The sequence below is a fragment of the Cytobacillus sp. S13-E01 genome (assembly GCF_029193815.1).
In the GTDB taxonomy this organism is placed as follows: Bacteria; Bacillota; Bacilli; order Bacillales; family Bacillaceae_L; genus Bacillus_BV.
In genome coordinates, this window is record NZ_JARFVC010000010.1 from 1 (window position 1) to 21,375 (window position 21,375).

General features: G+C 35.5%; 21 protein-coding genes and 1 pseudogene. 19 read left to right on the forward strand and 3 right to left on the reverse strand.

Annotated features, from left to right (window positions below):
• The first annotated feature begins 979 nt into the window (after positions 1-979).
• From PY093_RS08895 to arsC, 3 genes are read left to right on the forward strand one after another with little or no spacing between them, the layout of a single operon-like run.
• The gene (locus tag PY093_RS08895) at positions 980-1,318 is read left to right on the forward strand and encodes an ArsR/SmtB family transcription factor (protein WP_275645537.1); all 339 of its coding nucleotides are present in this window, start codon (positions 980-982) and stop codon (positions 1,316-1,318) included.
• A 12-nt stretch (positions 1,319-1,330) separates the two neighbouring features.
• Complete coding sequence (locus tag PY093_RS08900; RefSeq protein ID WP_275645538.1) at positions 1,331-2,629, forward strand: arsenic transporter; 1,299 nt, start codon at positions 1,331-1,333, stop codon at positions 2,627-2,629.
• 18 nt (positions 2,630-2,647) lie between these two features.
• Positions 2,648-3,067: an arsenate reductase (thioredoxin) gene (arsC, locus tag PY093_RS08905; protein WP_275645539.1), complete on the forward strand. Its 420-nt coding sequence runs from the start codon at positions 2,648-2,650 to the stop codon at positions 3,065-3,067.
• A 281-nt stretch (positions 3,068-3,348) separates the two neighbouring features.
• Here the strand turns inward: arsC and PY093_RS21410 are convergent.
• Positions 3,349-4,509 (reverse strand): annotated as a pseudogene (locus PY093_RS21410) (IS3 family transposase).
• 358 nt (positions 4,510-4,867) lie between these two features.
• Positions 4,868-5,980, reverse strand: a complete 1,113-nt coding sequence (locus PY093_RS08920) for a D-alanyl-D-alanine carboxypeptidase family protein (protein WP_275645542.1) — start codon at positions 5,978-5,980, stop codon at positions 4,868-4,870.
• A 246-nt stretch (positions 5,981-6,226) separates the two neighbouring features.
• Between PY093_RS08920 and PY093_RS08925 the strand changes: the two genes are divergently transcribed.
• The 13 genes from PY093_RS08925 to PY093_RS08985 all read left to right on the forward strand — a co-directional run bounded on the left by PY093_RS08925 (position 6,227) and on the right by PY093_RS08985 (position 16,724).
• On the forward strand, positions 6,227-6,673 hold the full coding sequence (locus PY093_RS08925; protein WP_275645543.1) for a MarR family winged helix-turn-helix transcriptional regulator: 447 nt from the start codon (positions 6,227-6,229) through the stop codon (positions 6,671-6,673).
• 89 nt (positions 6,674-6,762) lie between these two features.
• Entirely contained in the window at positions 6,763-7,374 is a 612-nt protein-coding gene (locus tag PY093_RS08930; protein ID WP_275645544.1) for an alpha/beta hydrolase, read from the forward strand.
• 142 nt (positions 7,375-7,516) lie between these two features.
• Positions 7,517-7,855: an ArsR/SmtB family transcription factor gene (locus PY093_RS08935; protein WP_275645545.1), complete on the forward strand. Its 339-nt coding sequence runs from the start codon at positions 7,517-7,519 to the stop codon at positions 7,853-7,855.
• Positions 7,856-8,265: 410 nt separating this feature from the next.
• Positions 8,266-9,075, forward strand: a complete 810-nt coding sequence (locus PY093_RS08940) for a basic amino acid ABC transporter substrate-binding protein (RefSeq protein WP_275645546.1) — start codon at positions 8,266-8,268, stop codon at positions 9,073-9,075.
• Between the two features lie 332 nt (positions 9,076-9,407).
• The gene (locus tag PY093_RS08945) at positions 9,408-10,064 is read left to right on the forward strand and encodes an amino acid ABC transporter permease (protein WP_275645547.1); all 657 of its coding nucleotides are present in this window, start codon (positions 9,408-9,410) and stop codon (positions 10,062-10,064) included.
• Complete coding sequence (locus tag PY093_RS08950; protein WP_275645548.1) at positions 10,061-10,783, forward strand: amino acid ABC transporter ATP-binding protein; 723 nt, start codon at positions 10,061-10,063, stop codon at positions 10,781-10,783. The genes PY093_RS08945 and PY093_RS08950 overlap by 4 nt, the downstream gene beginning before the upstream one ends.
• A 333-nt stretch (positions 10,784-11,116) precedes the next feature.
• Positions 11,117-11,536 (forward strand): universal stress protein, encoded by a 420-nt coding sequence (locus PY093_RS08955; protein WP_275645549.1) that lies wholly within the window; start codon positions 11,117-11,119, stop codon positions 11,534-11,536.
• A gap of 1 nt (position 11,537) precedes the next feature.
• Entirely contained in the window at positions 11,538-11,936 is a 399-nt protein-coding gene (gene crcB / locus PY093_RS08960; RefSeq protein WP_275645550.1) for a fluoride efflux transporter CrcB, read from the forward strand.
• Complete coding sequence (crcB, locus tag PY093_RS08965) at positions 11,933-12,298, forward strand: fluoride efflux transporter CrcB (protein ID WP_275645551.1); 366 nt, start codon at positions 11,933-11,935, stop codon at positions 12,296-12,298. Before crcB (PY093_RS08960) ends, crcB (PY093_RS08965) begins: the two co-directional genes overlap by 4 nt.
• A gap of 251 nt (positions 12,299-12,549) precedes the next feature.
• Positions 12,550-12,780, forward strand: coding sequence for a YuzI family membrane protein (locus tag PY093_RS08970; RefSeq protein WP_275645552.1), 231 nt, complete (start codon positions 12,550-12,552; stop codon positions 12,778-12,780).
• A gap of 462 nt (positions 12,781-13,242) precedes the next feature.
• On the forward strand, positions 13,243-13,449 hold the full coding sequence (locus PY093_RS08975; RefSeq protein ID WP_275645553.1) for a hypothetical protein: 207 nt from the start codon (positions 13,243-13,245) through the stop codon (positions 13,447-13,449).
• Positions 13,450-13,484: 35 nt separating this feature from the next.
• A complete protein-coding gene (locus PY093_RS08980) occupies positions 13,485-13,634 on the forward strand; it encodes a hypothetical protein (RefSeq protein WP_275645554.1) in 150 nt (49 codons plus the stop codon).
• Positions 13,635-14,702: 1,068 nt separating this feature from the next.
• Positions 14,703-16,724: a transglycosylase domain-containing protein gene (locus PY093_RS08985; RefSeq protein WP_275645555.1), complete on the forward strand. Its 2,022-nt coding sequence runs from the start codon at positions 14,703-14,705 to the stop codon at positions 16,722-16,724.
• A gap of 119 nt (positions 16,725-16,843) precedes the next feature.
• Here PY093_RS08985 and hmpA read toward each other — a convergent pair whose 3' ends face one another.
• Positions 16,844-18,070: an NO-inducible flavohemoprotein gene (gene hmpA / locus PY093_RS08990; RefSeq protein WP_275645556.1), complete on the reverse strand. Its 1,227-nt coding sequence runs from the start codon at positions 18,068-18,070 to the stop codon at positions 16,844-16,846.
• A gap of 332 nt (positions 18,071-18,402) precedes the next feature.
• Between hmpA and PY093_RS08995 the strand changes: the two genes are divergently transcribed.
• From PY093_RS08995 to PY093_RS09005, 3 genes are read left to right on the forward strand one after another with little or no spacing between them, the layout of a single operon-like run.
• Positions 18,403-19,086, forward strand: coding sequence for a PspA/IM30 family protein (locus tag PY093_RS08995; RefSeq protein WP_275645557.1), 684 nt, complete (start codon positions 18,403-18,405; stop codon positions 19,084-19,086).
• A gap of 4 nt (positions 19,087-19,090) precedes the next feature.
• On the forward strand, positions 19,091-19,630 hold the full coding sequence (locus PY093_RS09000; protein ID WP_275645558.1) for an NfeD family protein: 540 nt from the start codon (positions 19,091-19,093) through the stop codon (positions 19,628-19,630).
• A 47-nt stretch (positions 19,631-19,677) separates the two neighbouring features.
• Complete coding sequence (locus tag PY093_RS09005; RefSeq protein WP_275645559.1) at positions 19,678-21,216, forward strand: flotillin family protein; 1,539 nt, start codon at positions 19,678-19,680, stop codon at positions 21,214-21,216.
• Positions 21,217-21,375: the final 159 nt, after the last annotated feature.

Genomic DNA, 21,375 nt, shown 5'->3' on the forward strand with positions numbered 1-21,375 from the left:
ATGGATATATCCGCAAAATACCAGTTTGTACACTCAAATTATTGAACCGCCGTATACGGGTCCGTACGTACGGTGGTGTGAGAGGGTCGAACGAATCAATCTTCTGATTCGTTCACTCTACTCGATTTATATAGGGATTTATAATACCTCTTATAGTAAAATAAAACCACTAATGACAAAATAAATCAAAAGGACAATGCTTATTGGACAACTCAAAATTAAGTGTCAATTGGGATGTCCATTCTTACACATTTCCATATACATCAGAAGTAAACTCCTAAATTAATACCCAGGGATCGTTAAAATAAGAGGAGATTTTCCGGTTAAATTACGTAATAAGGCTTGGTTCGGGGTATATAAGCGGAGGTTTTCCGCTTAAGCAATGCAAAATGATCCTTTTTGACGTTTTTTGTGTAAATAGTCGGAATCCTTCCGTCTATTTAAGCTATTTTAAGTGCTATTTCGTAATTAAGAGAAATTTCTCCGCTTATTTATTAAACCATGCTGATTCCCTCATCTCTAGGTCCTTGAGGGTTCACTCTTTCTTTTTATTTATGGGTGTCAAAGAGGTGTCAAATCTGTTGTCAGATTGCACGCCTTTTTCATTGTTTAGGAAATTATAAAATTGTAAGGTTGTGTATAACTTCGTGTCTCTGTCTATCTACGTCCAGCTCCAGGCGCCATCGGCTCTATGGTATAAGTCAATCCGTCGGGAAGGTTAAAGAACAACCTTCCCGACGGATTGTCTTATGCTTGTCGCCGATAAGCGGGCGCCTTGCGCTTTTGTTCTTGTCATTTATAGGATGTGCACCTCAAAACGGAATCCTTTACTAATATATCGGTCGTTTTTTATTATCAGGTAATTATAGTAAAGAATAGTATTGACGAAATTATACATACTAAAAAAGATCTTTTTAATTGACTCATATAAGCATATCATTATATATTAATAGGCAAAAGGGCGTAAGGAGGTGCTTACATGCAAATTGAGGTAGAAAAGGCAGCAGCCATATTAAAGCTATTAGGTGATAAGACCAGGTTGACAATGATTAAAATGTTAGATACAAATGATTGCTGTGTTTGTGAATTTGTTGAGATTTTTAAAACGAGTCAGCCTGCTATAAGTCAACACCTTCGTAAGCTAAAGGACGCAGGTATAGTACAGGAAACTAGAAGAGGGCAATGGATTATTTACTCGTTAAATAAAGAAAGTAAATATTATCCATTCTTTCAAGATATACTTCAGCATCTTCCAAATCAGGATTTTAAACTACATGAACTAGAAGCACAAGGATTACGAATCTCTTGTGATTCATAGGGGGTTAGAACATTGACAGAAATTCTATTAGCAGCATTGATCTTTTTAGCTACACTTGTCTTGATCATATGGCAGCCTAAAGGGCTATCTATAGGATGGTCCGCATGTGGTGGCGCTATTATAGCACTACTTGTTGGAGTAGTAGATTTTGGGGACGTTATCGATGTGACCTCAATCGTCTGGAATGCTACACTCACCTTTATCGCCATTATTATTATTTCTCTGATTTTAGATGAAATTGGTTTCTTTGAATGGTCTGCCCTGCATATGGCAAGATCAGCTAGAGGAAATGGAACCCGAATGTTCATTTATGTTTCTATCTTAGGTGCATTAGTGGCATCACTATTCGCAAATGACGGAGCAGCACTTATTTTAACTCCGATAGTACTAGCAATGGTTCGTAATCTTAATTTTAATGAAAAGATGGTATTTCCATTTATCATTGCTAGCGGATTTATAGCTGATACCACATCACTGCCTTTGGTTGTAAGTAACCTAGTAAATATCGTGTCAGCAGACTTTTTTGGAATTGGTTTTTTAGAATATGCTTCTAGAATGATTGTTCCAAACTTCTTTGCTTTAGGAGCAAGTATTTTAGTTTTATATCTTTATTTCCGAAAAAGCATACCGAAGAAATATGACCTGTCACAATTAAAAGAACCAGTAGAAGCCATCAAGGATGAAAAGATGTTTCGGTTATCTTGGGTCGTGTTAGGAATACTACTTATAGGTTATTTCGCAAGTGAATTTATTGGAGTGCCCGTTTCTATAATTGCTGGGATTATCACCATTTTCTTTCTTATCATGGCAAGAAGAAGTCCTGCAGTTAATACAGGCACAGTTATTAAAGGAGCGCCATGGGCAATAGTATTTTTCTCAATTGGTATGTATGTAGTTGTGTACGGGTTACGAAATGTTGGATTAACCAATGTATTAGCAGATCTTATTCAAATTACAGCAGATCAAGGTTTATTTGCAGCCACAATAGGAATGGGTTTTATCGCTGCAATCTTGTCATCTGTCATGAATAACATGCCAACTGTTATGATTGATGCTTTGGCAATTGATGCGACTAATACAAGTGGTGTGATTAGAGAAGCACTTATTTATGCAAATATCATTGGTTCTGATCTAGGTCCTAAAATCACACCGATCGGTTCTCTTGCCACATTACTTTGGTTACATGTGTTGTCCCTTAAAGGTGTACAGATCTCGTGGGGAACGTATTTTAAAACGGGAATTATATTAACCATTCCAACCTTGTTCATTACATTAGTTGGTTTATATATATGGTTGACAATACTTTACTAAACAAGGAGAGAAACTATTATGTCTAAAAAAACAATTTACTTTTTATGTACAGGAAATTCCTGCAGAAGCCAAATGGCAGAAGGTTGGGCGAAGAAACATTTAGGTGATGACTGGAATGTGTATAGTGCTGGAATTGAAGCACATGGCTTAAACCCGAATGCTGTAAAAGCAATGAAGGAAGCCGGGATTGACATTTCAAATCAAACCTCTAATATTATTGATCCAGAAATCTTAAATAATGCTGATTTAGTTGTTACTTTATGTGGTGATGCAGCCGATAAATGTCCGCTGACACCACCACATGTTAAACGTGAACATTGGGGCTTTGATGACCCAGCTAAGGCTGAGGGAACTGAAGAAGAAAAATGGGCTTTCTTCCAGCGTGTCCGCGGTGAGATTGGTGACAGAATTAAGAATTTTGCTGAAACTGGAAAATAACAAAAAACCCTTAGTTTGAACTGACCTAGCCAAATGAGACACATATAAAACACCTAACCATATTAAATTTAACACTTTTTCACTAATTTGATAATTGGTTCTTTACTGGAAACTAGATCAGGCACCTTGTCACTTTACTTGGAGCCTCTGCGGGCATAGATTCTTTAGCCAGGAAGCCAGATGTCTTAATAGACTCTGGCTTAGCCATATTAGGCTATCATGCCCGCATCTCCAAATAAAGTGCACGTCTTTGAACATTTATTTACGTTTGCTATATCACTTTAAGCTGCCATAGCTCCAAATTCTTTTGGTGTTAGAAAGCCCAATTTTTCTTGAATTCTTTCCTCATTGTAATGATTCATAAATGCATTTACCCTAGAAACAACTTCTAAATTAGACAGAGTATTAAACTTACAATATTGGAATTCCCTTTGAATGAAATGATTCGATTACTGCATTATCCCAACAATTTCCCCTTCTAGACATACTACTTATTAAATGATGTTCTTTTACATAATTTTGAAAAGTATACGAAGTATACACACTTCCCTGATCAGAGTGAATAATAACTCCTTCTGGCTGATTCCGTTTATCCAAAGCATCCTGCAGCGTATCAATGACTAATGGTGTTTGTTGATGATTATAAATCTTATAATCTACAATTTCGTTATTATACAAATCCATAATCGTAGACAGATATAATGTTTCGCTGCCATACTGGATAAACGTAATATCCGTTACCCACTTCTCATTTGGCTTACTTGCACTAAAATCACGATTTAGGATATTAGGTGCAAGTGCAATGACTTCACTTTCTCCTTGCGATTTCCACTTACGTTTTGGTTTCACCTTACACTGCAAATGATGCTTCTGCATAATGTTTTGAACTGTGTTCCTATTAAGATGAATATGATGATCTCTCTTTAAAATAGCTCTGATTTTCCGATGACCATTTCTATATTTGGTAGCCTTGCAGATTTCAATAATCAAATCTTCATGTTCATTCCGATATTCCCCAAACCCTTTAGTCCAACGATAATAGCTAGCACGTGGGATCTCTAAAACTTTTAAAATGGAAGTAACAGTGTATTTTTTACGAAATTTTTCTACCAATTGTACTACTATCCTTTTATCGACTCCTTTCTCATCGCCAAATACTTTTTTAAGATTTCATTCTCCATTTTCAGGTGAGTTAGTTGATTATTAATTCGCTCATCCTTGCTTAAGGATTCGGGTCCATGCCCAAAAGTATATTGTTTACCGATTGGCTGATCAAATCGATACATTTCTCCATTCTTGTACAATTTCATCCATGTTTTAATTTGAGATACATTTTTAATATTGTGTTTCTCCATAATTTCTTTTGTAGTTAATTTGCCTTCAAGCTTATCTTTTACAACCGCCCATTTAATCTCTTTCGTATACACATTTTTTTTGCCCACGCAAAAACACCTCCGATTAATGTCTACTTATTTCAAGTATTGCCATTATGGAGGTGTTTTATATTGTCTCACTATTTTAGGTTAGTCCAGTTACAATAATATGTCACTAAGGGTTTTTTTAAAGGATAAAAAAGTATAAAAATTTATACCTAGTCTTAGTTTCTAGCTCCGGGTGCCCTGCGCTTTTCTTAAAAGATAAGAAAGAAAAATTAGAACCTAGTTTTAATGTCTAGCTCCGGGCGCCATCGGCTCTATGGTATAAGCCAAGCCCTTCCCGAAGGCAAAGAATGCCTTCAGTCAGGGCTCGTCTTATGCTTGTCGCCGATAGGCGAGCGCCCTGTGCTTTTCTTATTTTAAATTAGCTGAATTTTTTCTTTAACTTCTGCCAGAATCCTTTATCAGTGTCTTCTTCCTTCGGTAAATCTGTTAAATATAAAGGTACTTCACCAATAGATAAATCCTTAACAAATATATTTATATGGCCTATTGGGTTTTTAATATTATAATTATCGTCTAATGTTAGTGGGTCTTTAAGGTTGATTTTTAATGAGATATGCTTTTTTTCCTCATCAGTCATTGGATACTGAAAACTATCTCTCGTTAAGATTTTACCTTTGTAATATTGGTCATTAATCTTGGCGAGTTTATTTTTTAAAACTATCTCAACCGAATCATATTGATCAAATGCACGATTATAAAGTGTCATATGGTCATTCCAGTCATTTCGATCATTTATGGTAACTGCAATTAAATCGAGGTCATCTTTAGTAGCTGTTGTAACAAGTGTTCGCTTTGCTCTTTTTGTGTAGCCGGTTTTTCCACCTGTACAATATTCATAAAACTGTGTTAGTAACCGGTTTTTATTAATCCATGATTTAGTTACTCCGTCGTGGGAAGTGTAAGTGTACTCTTTAGTCCCAAAAATTTTGGCGAATGTATCATTTTTCATTGCATACTTGGTTAGTAAAGCCATATCGTATGCAGATGAATAATGGTTTTCATGATCGTCTAACCCATGAGGATTGGCGAACACGGTTTGCTTCATACCTAATTCCTTAGCTTTATCATTCATCATCTGTACAAATTTAGGTAAGCTTCCGCCAACATGTTCAGCGATTGCCACTGCTGAATCATTTCCTGATCGAAGCATTAATCCATACGTTAAATCGAGTAGCTTCACTTTTTCATTTGGTTGAAGATAGAGTGAGGAACCTTCAGTATGTGCTGCTTTATGACTAACCTTTACAAAATCATCTAATTTTCCCGATTCAACTGCAAGAATGGCAGTCATTATTTTAGTTATACTGGCAATTCGCATCGGTGTATGTGCGTTCTTTTCATATAGAACTCTCCCTGAATGCTGTTCCATAAGGATCGCACCATTCGCTGCTATAGCATGTCCCTTAGTAGGAAGTAAAGACATAATTATTAATAAAATACAGACGATTGTTATAGGTTTTGAAAGTTTCATTTTATCTCCCTTCCCAAATATTTATCCAATGATTATTATTTCTCAAAATGCTACTTTGCTATTCAAAAATCTTTATGGATTTATTATGAGAGAAAAGTGGATGATGGATTAGATGGTAAGTGAACAAAGACCAAATCAGAGAGGAATTTGCAAAAGAATATTTTTAAGGATTGCGTTGACAATATATTTTATATTATAATAAAATTATCTCGAATTCGAGATAAAAAGAATAAAGGATTGGTTAAAATGGAGTTACAAAAAGATAATGATTCAGGTTTATCATTAAAATTATTTATTGTACTTTCCCGGGCTAATCGTACAATTGCCGACTTAATTGAAAAAGATATAAAAACCTATGGATTAAATCCTACTGAGTTTGCTGTCCTTGAATTGCTATTCCATAAAGGTGATCAACCGATACAGCATATAGGTAAGAAGGTTTTATTAGCAAGTGGGAGCATCACGTATGTTGTAGATAAATTAGAAAAGAAAAAACTATTAGAACGTGTATCCTGTCCAAAAGACCGTCGTGTCATCTATGCTTCATTAACTAATGCAGGTAAAGAACTAATGAAGGAAATTTTCCCAAAGCATGAACAGGAAGTACACCAAATTTTTTCTGGTTTAGAATTAGAAGAAAAGAAGGTAATGATTGAGCTTCTAAAGAAGCTAGGCTTACAAGAAAAAAAATAATTTTTTTTAGACGAAGATCTCGATTTAGAGAAAACAGCCAATTTTTGGGCTTATATTTTAACCACAACCAAAAAAAGGAGGAGAACATAATGAAACATATTTTTCAAAAAGGACAAGACTTGAGGAAACCAACGTTATTGTTGCTTCATGGTACGGGTGGAAATGAACAAGATTTATTACCATTAGCGGGATTGATTGATGGGACAGCTTCTGTACTGAGTGTGAGAGGAAATGTTTCAGAAAATGGCATGCCTCGATTTTTTCGCAGATTAGCAGAGGGGATATTTGATGAAGAAGATCTTATTTTTCGTACAAAAGAGCTAAAAGAGTTTTTAGATAATGCAGCTAAAGAACATGGGTTTGACAGAGACAATGTAGTTGCTATCGGATATTCTAATGGTGCAAATATTGCTGGTAGCTTGTTATTCCATTACAGTGATGCCCTTGCAGGTGCTGTTCTTCATCACCCTATGGTCCCTAGGAGAGGGATTGAATTGCCTCAACATAATGGAACACCTGTCTTTATTACTGCAGGAAAGAATGACCCAATTTGTCCTGCTGAAGAATCAACGGATTTGCAATTGCTGTTAGAACATGCTGGAGCAAAGGCTTCAATTCATTGGGAAAATAATGGGCATCAATTATCTCGCTCAGAAGTAGAGGCTGCGGCTGATTGGTATAAAGATAATTATACAAATTAATAAAGGGAAACTTCAATCAGTAGGGGTTTTACCGTCCCTTACGTGTTGGACATAAATTAATGATAAATCAAAATCCAATGTTGCCTCATCAATTAAATTTGATAAAATAGAAGTAATGATGGAATTTTGAAGGGTGATAAAGATGAAGGAAATCGAACTAACCGATGTTTCTTTTGAAAAAACATTTGCAAAGTACGAATTAAAGTTTAAAGCTCTAGCTGATAAAAAGCGGCTTAGGATTATGAATGAAATAGTAAAACGTGGCAGTGTCTGTGTGTGCGATCTCTCGGATATTGTTGACATGCCCCAATCAAAGCTATCATACCATTTAAGGATTTTATTCGATGCCGACCTGTTAATAAAGGTTACAAAAGGTACTTGGAGCTATTATGAGTTAAATGAAAGAGAAGTAAACCATCTGTTATCTGAAGAACTATGTTGTTTATTCAGACCAGATGCAAGTAGTAAATCCTATTGTTAAATTAAATGCCACCTAAGGGAGCGAAGGCTTTTTTTTAAAAGTATAAAAGTTTGTACCTAGTTTTCGTGTCTTGCTCCGGGCGCAATCGACTCTATGGTATAAACCATCCGTCCGGAAGGTAAAGAACAACCTTCCAGCCGGCTAGTCTTATGCTTGTCGCCGATAGGCGGGCGCCCTGTGCCTTTCTACATTCTTTTAACGCATTAACGAATAACTACATTAAAAATTTTATTCTTCTTGTATTTGAATTATAAGTCTATTTACTATATAATAAATAATGTCGAAATTAATCGGAAATTTTTTGGATTTAATTATCTTAAACGAATTACTTTAAATCTGGAGAATACAAGGTTATAATTAATTGTCAGAAATATTAGAATTAATAATAAGAAACATTAGGGGGAATATCTTTGAAAAAACTATTGACATTATTTTTATTTTTAGCCATGTTAATTATCACAGCGTGTGGAACTAGTGATCAAACTGATGACCAAACTGGTGATACTACAGAAAAGAAAACATTAAAGGTTGTAACAGACGCTGCTTATGCACCATTTGAATATTTGGACAAAGGTGAATTAGTTGGATTTGATGTTGATTTTATTGAAGCAGTTGCTAAAGAGGCGGGATATGAAATTAATATCGTGAATGTCGGCTGGGATCCAGTATTTGTAGAAGTCGAAGATGAAATCGCTGATTTTGGTATTTCAGCTATTACAATCAATGATGATCGTAAACAAACATATGATTTTTCAGTACCGTATTTCCTTTCAACAAACAAAATTTTAGTACCGGAAAACAGTGATATTAAGAGTGCTGCAGACCTTGAAGGTAAAATAGTTGCAGTACAGAATGGTACGACAGGTGCAGACGCAATAGAGTCTCTATTTGGGACAAATAACAGTAACATAAAAAAATTCGAGAATAATAACCTCGCAATTATGGAATTACTAGCTGGTGGAGCTGATGCAGTAGTAGCTGACAATACTGTTATTGAGGAATATGTAAAAAACAACCCTAGCGAAAAATTAATAGTAGTTGAAGATACAGGTAGTTTTGAAGCAGAATACTATGGATTAATGTTTCCAAAGGGCAGCGAATTAAAAGCTGAATTTGATGAAGCTATAAACAAAGTATTTGAAAATGGTAAATATGCAGAAATTTATAACGATTGGTTTGGCTCAGACCCAGACATAGATAACTTAAAAAGTCAACAATAAAGGAAACTTCCCTCAGTTGGGGTTTTCTTTCATCCCCACTTTAGCGTTAGTTGAACTTATAACGCCAGGGGCGCGCACGTCTTTTGCGCTACGCCTTACTTGCACAACGTGATCATCGTCGGGTGTTTACGGGCAGTAAGATTCCCACTGAAACTTCTTCGAATTCTCTAAGTTTTAAAAGTGGGTTCTTACTGCCCGTTAATGCGGGATAAATTTATAAAATTGCGTAACATTATAGTGTATGTTACGCAATTTTTAACTTAAAAAGTTAAACTAAAAATAGGCTTCAACATAATGGGCATCTATGATCATAAAGGAGAGGGAAAGAGAGTATGGATTTTCGCTTTGACTTAATATATGAATATGGGCCTTTCTTTCTGAAAGGAACACTCTTAACAATTGGATTATCGCTTGCAGGAATTTTGATTGGTACTTTACTAGGACTGGCAATTGGCTTAGGCAAAATGGTTAAGAATAAACTGGTTGCATTTCCATTTGTAGCGTATATTACATTTTTTCGTGGAACGCCATTTATCGTACAGATATTATTAATTCATTTTGGTCTCGTTCCTGCAATTATAGGACAAACAAATGCAATTGCCGCTGCTATTATAGCCCTTTCCTTGAATGCAGCAGCATATATTGCAGAAATATTTAGAGCTGGGATACTCTCGATAGATAAGGGACAGATGGAGGCTGCTCGTTCATTAGGAATGAACCACCTCCAGGCAATGAGATATATTATTTTACCACAAGCAACAAAACGAATGATCCCACCACTTGGAAATGAATTTATTGTCCTAATAAAGGAATCTTCACTTGCCGCCTTTATTGCTGCTCCAGAATTAATGTATTGGGGAAGAGCGATGCAAGGTCAATATTATAAGGTGTGGGAGCCCTATTTAACAGCAGCCCTCCTTTACTTAGTATTAACTCTAACTTTAAGCTTTTTCCTAAATCGTCTTGAGAGAAGGTTGGCAACAGAATGATTACTGTCGAGAACTTAAAGAAAACGTTTGGTGAAAACGAAGTATTAAAGGATATTAATGTGACAATAAAACCTCAAGAAGTAGTTGTTGTTATAGGTCCATCAGGTTCAGGGAAGTCAACCTTTTTAAGGTGCTTAAATCTGTTGGAGTCAATTACGGATGGAAAGGTGTATATTGAAGGAATTGATATCACAGATAAAAAGACAGATATTAATAAAATTCGGACAGATGTAGGAATGGTTTTTCAGCAATTTAATTTATTTCCACATAAAACTGTCATTGAAAATATAATGTTATCCCCGATGAAAGTAAAAAAGCTAAGGGAAGATGAAGCTAGAAAACTAGGATTAGAACTACTTCGTAAAGTTGGTTTAGCAGAAAAGGCGGACGCGTATCCAGATTCACTTTCAGGGGGACAAAAACAACGTGTAGCTATTGCGCGCGCTTTAGCAATGGAGCCTAAAATTATGCTATTTGATGAACCTACCTCTGCACTAGACCCTGAAATGGTTGGAGAGGTTCTTGAAGTAATGAAGCAATTAGCCAAAGATGGTATGACCATGGTTGTAGTTACACATGAAATGGGCTTTGCTCGTGAAGTAGGAGACAGGGTAATATTCATGGATGGCGGCTATATTGTTGAAGAGAATGAACCTAAAGAATTATTTGAAAATACACAGCATGAACGAACAAAATCCTTTTTAAGTAAAGTGCTTTAAGGTACTATACCCGAATTTAATAGATAATTAGATAGTAAAGATGCTTGAGTGTACAGGCATCTTTTTTTCTTAAAAGATAAGAAAGTATAAAAATTTGTACCAAGTTTTAGTGTCTAGCTCCGGGCGCCATCGACTCGAGGTCATAAGCCAATCCGTCCGGAAGGTAAAGAACAACCTTCCAGCCGGCTTGTCTTATGCTTGTCGCCGATAGGCGGGCGCCCTGCGCTTTTCTTATATATCCAAATGTTAGATTTGTATATATAAGAATCTATTGGTTCAAATACAATTATTGTATATGATAAAGGTAATGGTACTTTTAGTAGGAGTGATTAGATGTTTAATAAAATATTACTAGCCTCTGATGGGTCAAAAAATGCACTACGTGCAGCAGAAAAAGCAGCGTTTATTGCAAAAGTGCAAACAGAAGCGATGGTTACAATCCTATATGTTGTTGATAGTTCGACATCTAAAGCAGATGTATTATCAGAAGGTAGCATTGAAGCAATTAGAGAAAATCGATACAAAAAACTTTGGTCAACTGAAGAGATTTTTAAGAAGAACAATAGTAAGTATGAAGTTAAGATTGTCAAAGGGGAACCTGGCCCGACGATCGTTCAACATGCTAACGAAAATAAATATAACCTCGTGATAATAGGTAGTAGAGGACTGGGACGCTTGCAAGTAATGATACTGGGTAGTGTTAGTCATAAAGTGGCAAAACGGGTAGATTGTCCAGTCATGATTGATAAATAAAATGAACTTTAAAATAGTGACTTTACTTCTTATTGGTGGTTTTTTTGGTTCTATTACTAGATTTAGTTTAGGGGAATGGCTAATAACTGAAAATGGATTTCCAGCAGGTACCCTTTTCGTAAATATCGCAGGCTGTTTATTTTTGGGGTGGTTTTTACCGTTTGCAAATGGAAGCTTCAAACGTAAATCTACCTTGGTACCATTGATCGGAACAGGTTTTACTGGATCGTTTACGACCTTTTCAACCTTTTCAGTAGAAACGTTGTTTATGTTAGCTGAAAATCACTATTTATTTGCTATTACCAATATTGCTTTAAATGTAGGATTGGGTCTAGTTGCGTCTCTGATTGGTTTTAAGCTAGCTTTGAAGCAAATAAGTGAAAAAGGTGAGGATGTATGATAGCACTTATTGGTATTGGCGGAAGCCTTGGGGCTATTGCTCGCTTTTATATAGGACTAGTTGTAAATCAAAATTATCAAGGGAAATTCCCTTTAGGTACATTTACAATAAACCTGATTGGATCCTTTTTGCTAGGCCTACTAGCAGGAAATTATTTATCAAACCAACTTTCAGAATGGGCATGGTATTTATTTGGTATTGGGTTTATGGGTGCATTTACAACATTTTCAACTTTTGGTTATGAAACAATTATGCTTCTTAATGCAGGATTTAAAAAGAAAGCGATTCTATATGTAAGTTTGTCAATTTTATTAGGGTTACTTGCAGCATATATAGGTTTTTCAATAAATTTTTTAGTGTGATACCAATTAGGAGTTAATAAATTTTGCTAGATGATAATTACATAGATAATCTGTTTTTTGTACAAAATAAAACAAAACGATTGTGTTTGGAGGGAAAAAAGGTGAATCGTATAGACAGAGAAACACCACATAACGTATAAGAAGGAATAATAGGATACTTTTCCAATATCGTACTAGCTTACAAGGACTAGCATATATTATTACTAACAAATCTTTTTTGGAAGGTTCGATTCATAATGGAGAATGTCTTTTTGAAGCTATTCGTTATCTTTATCGCCATTAACTTAAAGGTAGTTGGGGTAATTCAAATCATCTTCCAGCTCAATACATATAATTTCCATAGTCAACAATTTAACATTCAAGAATTTTTCATAATGCTCACACATGGATTTCCTCTTTATCTATTTTTATTTGGGTTGGTATTAATCGTATTTGTGTATTATTTTCCAAATCCGCGACAAAAGAAGAACTTATATAAGTAGCACCAAAGTGGTAGTTTGTTTAAAGATAAGAAAGTATAAAAGTTTGTACCTAGTTTTAGTGTCTAGCTCCGGGAGCCATCGGACCTGAGGTCATAATTCAATCCCTTCCCGAAGGCAAAAAACGCATTCAGTCAGGGCTTGTCATATGCTTGTCGCCGATAGGCGGGCGCGACTTTCGCTTTTCTTATGCCATGAAGTTTTAAACAAACGTTTGATTATTGGCGATTGGGTCAATCATATCAAGGTATTTAAAAAATAAACAGGCGTTTGTTTATAGTTCAGGAAAATAGTTAAAATTTATCAATTTTTTTTGATTTAATAATATGGATATATAATAATCTTAGATCAAGAAAAATTGATTAAATGAAAAATAAATAGCTTCATACATCCATATCATCTATATTTTTACTTTATAAATCAATTTTTTTTGATTTAATAACTAACAAATAGGGAGTTGTCTAAATGTTATATTATCAGGCGGAAATAATGTCAAAGCAAAAACAAGCAGAGATTGAATTAAAAGCAAATGAAGCTTGGAAGTTTACTAATATGAAAGAGGTTAACGGATCATATTTTAAAGAAGGGTTGTTAAAAATTATCAGAATGTCCAGTTTACCTAAGAAAGCACAAACAACCACGAAATGCTTTAGTTGCTGCCAATCTTACTAGATTTAATTATAAGCCCTTAGAGGAGGTATTTGAATATGTATACAAAGGGTTCAAACAAAGAGTGTTGTATAGTTGACATTAAAAAAACAGATTGCTGTAATGGCGAAATTAAAGAAGTTGAAGTTAGTCAATCTGCTTCGTGTTGTTCTGTAACAGAAATTGAACAAGAAAATACATGCTGCTAATGAAGTAAACTAAATACTTTTCATTCAAAAAAAGTGCTTGGATAATAATAACTTGGGTTTCGCACCTAGCAACAATACGATTTATCCCTTATTTTAATCGGAACAAAAAACAAGAAAGTCCGCATGAACACAAGGTTTTTGGCATGATTAAGGAAAAGAATAACGCTGTCGCAAAAGAATAAACCGTTCCGTTTTGAGGTGCATAACGGAAAATTGACATTAGAAATGGCATATGAATCGATGTATGCCATTTCCTTTTATATAGGGATTTATAATACCTCTTATAGTAAAATAAAACCACTAATGACAAAATAAATTTAAAGGACAATGCTTATTGGACACTCAAAATTAAATGTCAATTGATATGTCAATTTTATGAAATTTCTAAATACATCAGAACTCATCCTATATTTAGTACCCAGTGATAGTTAAAATAAGAGGAGATTTTCCGGTTAAACTGCGTAATAAGGCTTGGTTCGGGGTATATAAGCGGAGGTTTTCCGCTTAAGCAATGCAAAATGATCCATTTTGACGTTTTTTGTGTAAATAGTCGGAATTCTTCCGTCTATTTAAGCTATTTTAAGTGCTATTTCGTAATTAAGAGAAATTTCTCCGCTTATTTATTAAACCATGCTGATTTCCTCATCTCTTGGTCCTTGTGGGTTCGTTCTTTATTTTTATTTATGGGTGTCAAAGAGGTGTCAAATCTGTTGTCAGATTGCACGCCTTTTTCATTGTTTAGGAATTTATAAAATTGTAAGGTTGTGTATAACTTCGTGTCTTTGTCTATCTACGTCTAGCTCCGGGCGCCATCGGACCTATGGTATAAGCTAGTCTCTTCCCGAAGGCAAAAAACGCCTTTAGTCAGGGCTCGTCTTATGCTTGTCACCGAAAGGCGGGCGCCCTGTGCTTTTCTTATTTATACCAATTTTATCACAATGTCCTTCAAAAAAATTTGCATAGTAATTAATCTAATTTCTCTATATCCCCATAAAAGGAGTGCGTCGTTCGAATATATATATACTGTCTATATTTTGCAGCTTAGAGACTCTTTTTGGAGGATTACGTATGAAAAAAAAACGTGAAAAGAATGTATGGTGGAAATATATAAGCTTAAAAAAAATAATCCTTTTCGGTTTGTTAATTGGTATTTTGACTGTCATTTTTACTGTGAATACCTATATCAACACAAGAGATATAAGTGGCTTAAAAAATGTTTTGCCACAGCCTACAATCATTTATGATAGTCAAGGTGAAGTGGCTAGTACGTTAACAAATTCGAAAATTAAAGGAATTGAATTTGAGAAGATTCCAGATCATGTCATTTTAGCTGTATTAGCAGTTGAGGATCATCGTTTCTACGAACACCCTGGTGTAGATTATATTGGCATATTTCGTGCTTTACTTGAAAATATAAAAGCTGGTCGAGTCGTTGAAGGTGGAAGCACGATTACCCAGCAGCTTACAAAAAATGTTTTTTTAACTCCTGATCAAACACTAGGAAGAAAAATTGAAGAGTTCTTTTTGGCGCAAAAGATTGAAAGAGAATATTCTAAAAATGAAATAATCGAAATGTATTTAAACCAAATTTATTTTGGAGAAGGTGCTTGGGGCATTCGTAATGCAGCGGAAACTTATTTTGGTAAAGCGGTTTGGGATCTTACTGTAAGTGAAGCAGCCATTTTAGCAGGATTAGTTAAGGCGCCTTCAAGGCTATCACCATTAAAAAATTATGAAGAGTCGATTGAGAGAAGAGACCTAGTTCTACAACTAATGAAAAATAATGAATTTATTACAGAAGAGGAAATGAATCAAGCAAAGGCTCAGGAAATCGTATTACAAGGAAAACAGCTTGATCCCTATGAAGGTCAATATCCGTATTATGTTGACCATATTATTGAAGAGGCTATTGAAAAATATGGGTTAACCCAAAATGAAATTCTTTCAGGTGGATTGCACATTTATACGGAGTTAGACCAGCAAATGCAAGGGACAGTTGAAAAGGTATATCAAAATGAAAGTTTATTCCCCAAAAGCGCAAAGGATCAGTTGATTCAAAGTGGATTTGTACTTTTAAATCCAAAAACAGGTGGAATTAGTGCGATTGTTGGTGGCCGTGGGAAACATGTTTTCAGAGGGTTTAACTATGCTACACAATTAGAAAGACAGCCAGGATCAACAATGAAGCCTTTAGCTGCATATACACCTGCTCTTGAAAGTGGGTTTAGTGTGTTTGAAGAGCTTCCAGATTTACCAATGAGTTTTAATGGCTATCAACCAAGTAATTATAGCAACAGCTATAAAGGAACAGTTACCATGTATGATGCTGTTAAATATTCTTATAATATTCCAGCTGTATGGACACTTCAAAAAATAGGGTTAAAAAATGGAGTTAATGCAGTTGAGAGGTTTGGAATCCCATTATCAGAGGAAGATCAAAGTTTAGCCTTAGCCCTTGGTGGATTACAAAATGGTGTCTCGCCATTGCAAATGGCTGAAGCATATTCTACCTTCCCGAATAATGGTGTGAGAAATGAAGCACATGCTATAACAAAGATTATTGATACAAAAGGCAATCGACTTGCAGTATGGGAAGAAGAGCCTATTCAGGTCACAAGTCCTGAAGTTGCCCAGCGGATGACTTATATGCTTAAAGGAGTCGTTGACGAAGGCACTGGGAAAAATGCGAAATTAAATGGGAGAGAGTTGGCTGGAAAAACAGGGTCAACACAAGTGCCGATCAGCGGAATAAATGGGGTAAAAGACCAATGGTTTGTTGGATATACTCCTAACGTTGTTGGAGCAATTTGGCTAGGCTATGACAAAACGGATAAAGACCATTATCTCACAACAACAAGCGGAGCTACAGCTTCGGTTATTTTTAAAGAAATTATGAATGCTGCTCTAGAAAACACACCGAGTAGTTCATTTAACCTTCCTGTCTATCAAAAGCCTCAACCTATTCAAAGGACAATTGAAAAAAATACTGAGAAAAAGGAAAATAATAATCGAAAAGAAAAGGAAAAAGGGAAACAGGGTAGAGAGCGTGGAAATGGCAAGGGAAAAGATAAAAAGCGTGATGATGATTAACTAAGAATCACAAAGTAAAAGGTGCTGTTTGAACAGCACCTTTACTTAAGGTAAGAAAGGAAAAAAATTACCTAGTTTTGGTACCTAGCTCCGGGCGCCCTGCGCTTTTCTTGATAGAGTCAGTCGACAAGACTTCCTTGTGGGCCGAAAAACTCATAATGAATATTTTCCTCAGCGATATTTAATTGTGTAAGGATAGAATAAATTGCTTTCATAAACGGAACAGGTCCACAGAAGTAATAGTCTGCTTCTTGTTCAACTTTTAAAATAGACTTTAGCCAATCTATGTCAACATAGCCTTCTTTATCAAAAAGGTCTAGTTTTCGATCATCATCGGTTGGAGATTGGTAGCACACATGAGAATGGATATTCTGATTTTCTTTTGCTAAACCATGAATATATTCTCTCATAGCATGAAACTTACTATTAATAGCAGCATGGATGAATATTGTCTGTCGATTTGGTTGTTTTTCTACAATAGTATTTAGCATACTTAGCATTGGTGTTATACCAACGCCTCCACTTATTAATACAACCGGTTTTGAATGATCCATATCTAAAATGAAGTCTCCTGCAGGTGCACTTACCATTATAATATCACCTTCTTGAACCCCTTCATGTAGGTAAGTAGATACTTTTCCATCTGGAATAGTTTCATTTCCGCTTTCCTCTTGTTTTACAGTGATACGGTAATAGTCTTTACCTGGTGAGTCAGATAAACTATATTGGCGAATATGTGTGTTTTCTTCACCTGGAATTGTAAATTGTAAGCTTATATATTGTCCTGGTAAGAAATCTGCGATAGATTTGCCATCACTAGGTGTTAAATAGAAAGAAGTGATTACATTACTTTCTTCTACCTTTTTAGCTATGGTAAATTCTCTAAAGCCATCCCAGCCCCCATGCTGTGTTTTTGCTTCATCATACATTTCTGCTTCGATGCTAATAAAGGCATCAGCGATAACCCCGTAAGCCTCTTCCCAAGCAGATAAAATTTCATCTGTTGCAGCATCACCAAGTATATCTTTTATTGCTAAAAGTAAATGTTTCCCGACAATTGGGTAATGTTCAGCTTTGATTCCTAAACTACGATGTTTATGGGCAATTTGTTTTACAACTGGAATAATTGCCTCAAGGTTATCAATATATTTTGCAGCTGCATAAACAGTATTGGCTAATGCTTTTTGTTGTCTGCCTTGTTTTTGATTCGCATGGTTAAAAATATTTAATAACTCAGGATGATTAGAAAACAACATTTCATAAAAATGCTTAGTTATTTCTTCACCATGAACTTCTAAAACTGGTATAGTTGATTTTATTGTTTCGATCGACTGTGTAGATAGCATATTGTAACTCACTCCTATTCATTGATGATATCCCAGATAAAATCAAGGATATTTCCATTACCCCTGTGATTATAGGAAAAAAAGTTTGTAAAAGTAGTGATTTAAATCACACCTTAGACAACGTTCACAAAAAGTTCAATTAGTTGATACCTTCAAATCGTTTGAATAAAAGGAAAATTTAAACATAATCCAATAATTTTGAAACCTTTTTGTCGATTATTCGTACATAGTAGTGTAGATCACAATAAATCGTTATATGGTTTATTAAAAGACATATAATGGTAAAAGTTGATCATTTAGGACATAATCCAATTCATAAGGAGGAATGACCGATGTTTGAGTTTTTCAAAAGGGTAAAGACTGTAGTTAGTTCTGAAATGCATGCGATGATTGATAAAGCAGAAGACCCAGAAAAAATGCTTGATCAATATTTACGTGAAATGGAACGAGACATAGGAGAAATAGAGGCAGCAACAGCAAAGGTAATGGCGGATGAAAAGCTATTAAATAAAAAAGTTGCAGATACAGAAGGATTAGTTACTAAAAGAGAACAACAAGCGATGCAAGCACTAGAAACTAGTAATGAGGAACTAGCTAAAAAGGCTCTAGTAGACAAAAGAAAAGTGTCAGAGGAACTAATACAATTAAAGTCATTGCATAGTGAGACGGTAAAAAATGTTGAGGATATGAAGTCAAAACTAAAAGAGATGAAGGTCGAGTATCGTGAATTGGAGTTGAAAAAACAATCACTGAAAACCAGAGCCAATTCTGCTAAAGCACGAACGAAAGCAAACCATACATTATCGTCTTTAAACAGTGAAGGTTCGAAAAAAGGGTTTGAAAGAATGGAAGAGAAAATTCTTCGATTTGAGGCCGAGGCAGACACTAGTGAGGATATGCGTATCTCAACTTTCACATTAGAGGATGAATTATCAAAGCTTGATACTAATACACAGGTAGATAGAGAGTTAGAAGAACTTAAAGCAAGAGTACAAGAAAATAAATCTAAGGAATAATGTCATGGAGATTTTCGGTTATTCATTACAGGATCTATATATATTTGGATTAATAATAGGAGGTGCTTTGACACTTCTCTATATCCTTTTTGGGGATATTTTAGATGGGCTATTTGATGCAAGTCCTGATGGGATGTTTAATCCAACATTAATTTTAGCATTTATTACGATCGTTAGTGCTACTGGATATTTATTTGAAAAATTATCACCAATAAATAGTTTCATTATCTTTTTACTATCAATCGTTTTCGCATTAATTCTAGTAACTATACTTAATGTTTTTGTGCTTATTCCATTAGCTTCAGCCGAAGAATCGATAGCTCTTAAAGATGATGATTTAAAAGGAAGAATCGGCAAAGTTATCATATCTATTCCAGAAGACGGCTTTGGAGAGGTTGTCATAGAAGGGAATAGCGGGACAATTGCCATGTCTGCAAAAAGCTTTGACGATAAACCAATTCCATATGATACTAAGGTTTTAGTCATTGATATTGATGGAAAAAATGGTGTTTTGTATGTCATTCCACACGATAACTTTGATTAAGGTAAGTGTATAGAGGAAAAATTAGTAAATATACGAGGAGGAGAACCATGTCATCCATTTTTATTATTGTAGGTATAGCAGTCTTTTTACTACTAGTTCTAATTGGGGTTTTTATAACTAAGTATCGTACTGCCGGGCCAGATGAAGCTTTGATTGTCACAGGAAGCTATTTAGGTGGGAAAAACGTCCATGTCGATGAATCAGGAAACAGAATTAAAATCGTCCGTGGTGGTGGTACCTTTATACTGCCAGTCTTTCAACAGGCAGCACCACTAAGTCTATTATCTAGTAAACTAGATGTTTCAACGCCAGAGGTCTATACAGAACAAGGCGTCCCAGTAATGGCAGACGGTACTGCGATTATTAAAATCGGTGGTACCATTAACCAAATTGCTACAGCTGCTGAGCAGTTCCTAGGGAAATCAAAGCAAGACCGTGAAAATGAAGCAAGAGAGGTTCTAGAAGGTCATCTCCGTTCAATCCTCGGTTCAATGACAGTTGAGGAGATTTATAAAAATCGTGAAAAATTCTCGCAAGAGGTTCAACGTGTTGCTTCTCAGGATTTAGCGAAAATGGGATTAGTGATTGTTTCATTTACAATCAAAGATGTTCGAGATAAAAATGGATACTTAGATTCATTAGGAAAGCCTCGTATCGCCCAAGTAAAACGTGATGCCGATATCGCAACAGCTGAGGCAGATAAAGAAACTCGGATTAAGCGTGCTGAAGCTGCAAAGGATGCCAAGAAAGCGGAATTAGAGCGTGCGACAGAGATAGCGGAAGCTGAAAAACTTAATCAATTAAAAATGGCAGAATATCGCCGCGAACAAGACAGTGCCAAAGCACGCGCAGATCAGGCATACCATCTAGAAGAAGCAAGATCAAAACAAGAAGTTACAGAACAACAAATGCAAGTGCAAATTATTGAAAGGCAGAAACAAATCGAACTTGAGGAAAAAGAAATTTTACGTCGTGAAAAGCAATATGACTCAGAGGTTAAAAAGAAAGCAGATGCGGATCGTTATGCAGTTGAACAAGCAGCAGCTGCTGATAAAGCAAAACAGTATGCTGAAGCAGATGCAAACAAATACCGCATTGAAGCAATGGCAAAAGCAGAAGCTGAAAAAGTCCGTATTGATGGACTTGCGATAGCAGATGCTCAGCGTGCGCAAGGGGAAACTGAAGCAGACGTTATCCGTCTTAAAGGTCTAGCTGAAGCGGAAGCGAAACAAAAAATTGCGGAGGCGTTTGAACAGTATGGTCAGGCTGCAATCCTTGATATGATCCTACAGATGCTTCCTGCCTATGCAAAAGAAGTAGCTAGTCCACTTGCTAATATTGATAAAATTACAGTTGTAGACACAGGCGGCAATGGTTCAAACGGTGGGGCTAATAAAGTGACAGGATATGCTACAGACCTGATGGCAACATTACAAGAATCATTAAAAGCATCATCAGGTATTGATGTAAAAGAGTTAATTGAAAATTTCTCTGGAAAAGGCAACGTTAAAAGTAGTATAGATACACTTACACAAGAAATCACAGGAAGTAAAAAAGTTTCACCAGGTAACGAAGAAAATATGTAACTAAATCATTATTCATAGGGCCTCACAAAGGGCCTGTTTAATAAATCAAAAACACGCGTCGAGAACTTTAACTGATGCGTGTTTATTTTTAGTATAAGCTACAGGTAAACAGATAGAAAAAATCACAGATACAACATAGTGTGATGAAGGTTTAGACCG

Bases quoted from the DNA above. Each gene is read 5' to 3' on its own strand.
- PY093_RS09005 (WP_275645559.1), top strand. From the start codon at position 19,678: ATGTCATCCATTTTTATTATTGTAGGTATAGCAGTCTTTTTACTACTA.
- arsC (WP_275645539.1), top strand. From the start codon at position 2,648: ATGTCTAAAAAAACAATTTACTTTTTATGTACAGGAAATTCCTGCAGA.
- hmpA (WP_275645556.1), bottom strand. From the start codon at position 18,070: ATGCTATCTACACAGTCGATCGAAACAATAAAATCAACTATACCAGTT.
- crcB (WP_275645550.1), top strand. From the start codon at position 11,538: ATGAACTTTAAAATAGTGACTTTACTTCTTATTGGTGGTTTTTTTGGT.
- PY093_RS08925 (WP_275645543.1), top strand. From the start codon at position 6,227: ATGGAGTTACAAAAAGATAATGATTCAGGTTTATCATTAAAATTATTT.
- crcB (WP_275645551.1), top strand. From the start codon at position 11,933: ATGATAGCACTTATTGGTATTGGCGGAAGCCTTGGGGCTATTGCTCGC.
- PY093_RS08975 (WP_275645553.1), top strand. From the start codon at position 13,243: ATGTTATATTATCAGGCGGAAATAATGTCAAAGCAAAAACAAGCAGAG.
- PY093_RS08985 (WP_275645555.1), top strand. From the start codon at position 14,703: ATGAAAAAAAAACGTGAAAAGAATGTATGGTGGAAATATATAAGCTTA.
- PY093_RS08955 (WP_275645549.1), top strand. From the start codon at position 11,117: ATGTTTAATAAAATATTACTAGCCTCTGATGGGTCAAAAAATGCACTA.
- PY093_RS08930 (WP_275645544.1), top strand. From the start codon at position 6,763: ATGAAACATATTTTTCAAAAAGGACAAGACTTGAGGAAACCAACGTTA.
- PY093_RS08945 (WP_275645547.1), top strand. From the start codon at position 9,408: ATGGATTTTCGCTTTGACTTAATATATGAATATGGGCCTTTCTTTCTG.
- PY093_RS09000 (WP_275645558.1), top strand. From the start codon at position 19,091: ATGGAGATTTTCGGTTATTCATTACAGGATCTATATATATTTGGATTA.
- PY093_RS08950 (WP_275645548.1), top strand. From the start codon at position 10,061: ATGATTACTGTCGAGAACTTAAAGAAAACGTTTGGTGAAAACGAAGTA.
- PY093_RS08980 (WP_275645554.1), top strand. From the start codon at position 13,485: ATGTATACAAAGGGTTCAAACAAAGAGTGTTGTATAGTTGACATTAAA.
- PY093_RS08935 (WP_275645545.1), top strand. From the start codon at position 7,517: ATGAAGGAAATCGAACTAACCGATGTTTCTTTTGAAAAAACATTTGCA.
- PY093_RS08895 (WP_275645537.1), top strand. From the start codon at position 980: ATGCAAATTGAGGTAGAAAAGGCAGCAGCCATATTAAAGCTATTAGGT.
- PY093_RS08995 (WP_275645557.1), top strand. From the start codon at position 18,403: ATGTTTGAGTTTTTCAAAAGGGTAAAGACTGTAGTTAGTTCTGAAATG.
- PY093_RS08920 (WP_275645542.1), bottom strand. From the start codon at position 5,980: ATGAAACTTTCAAAACCTATAACAATCGTCTGTATTTTATTAATAATT.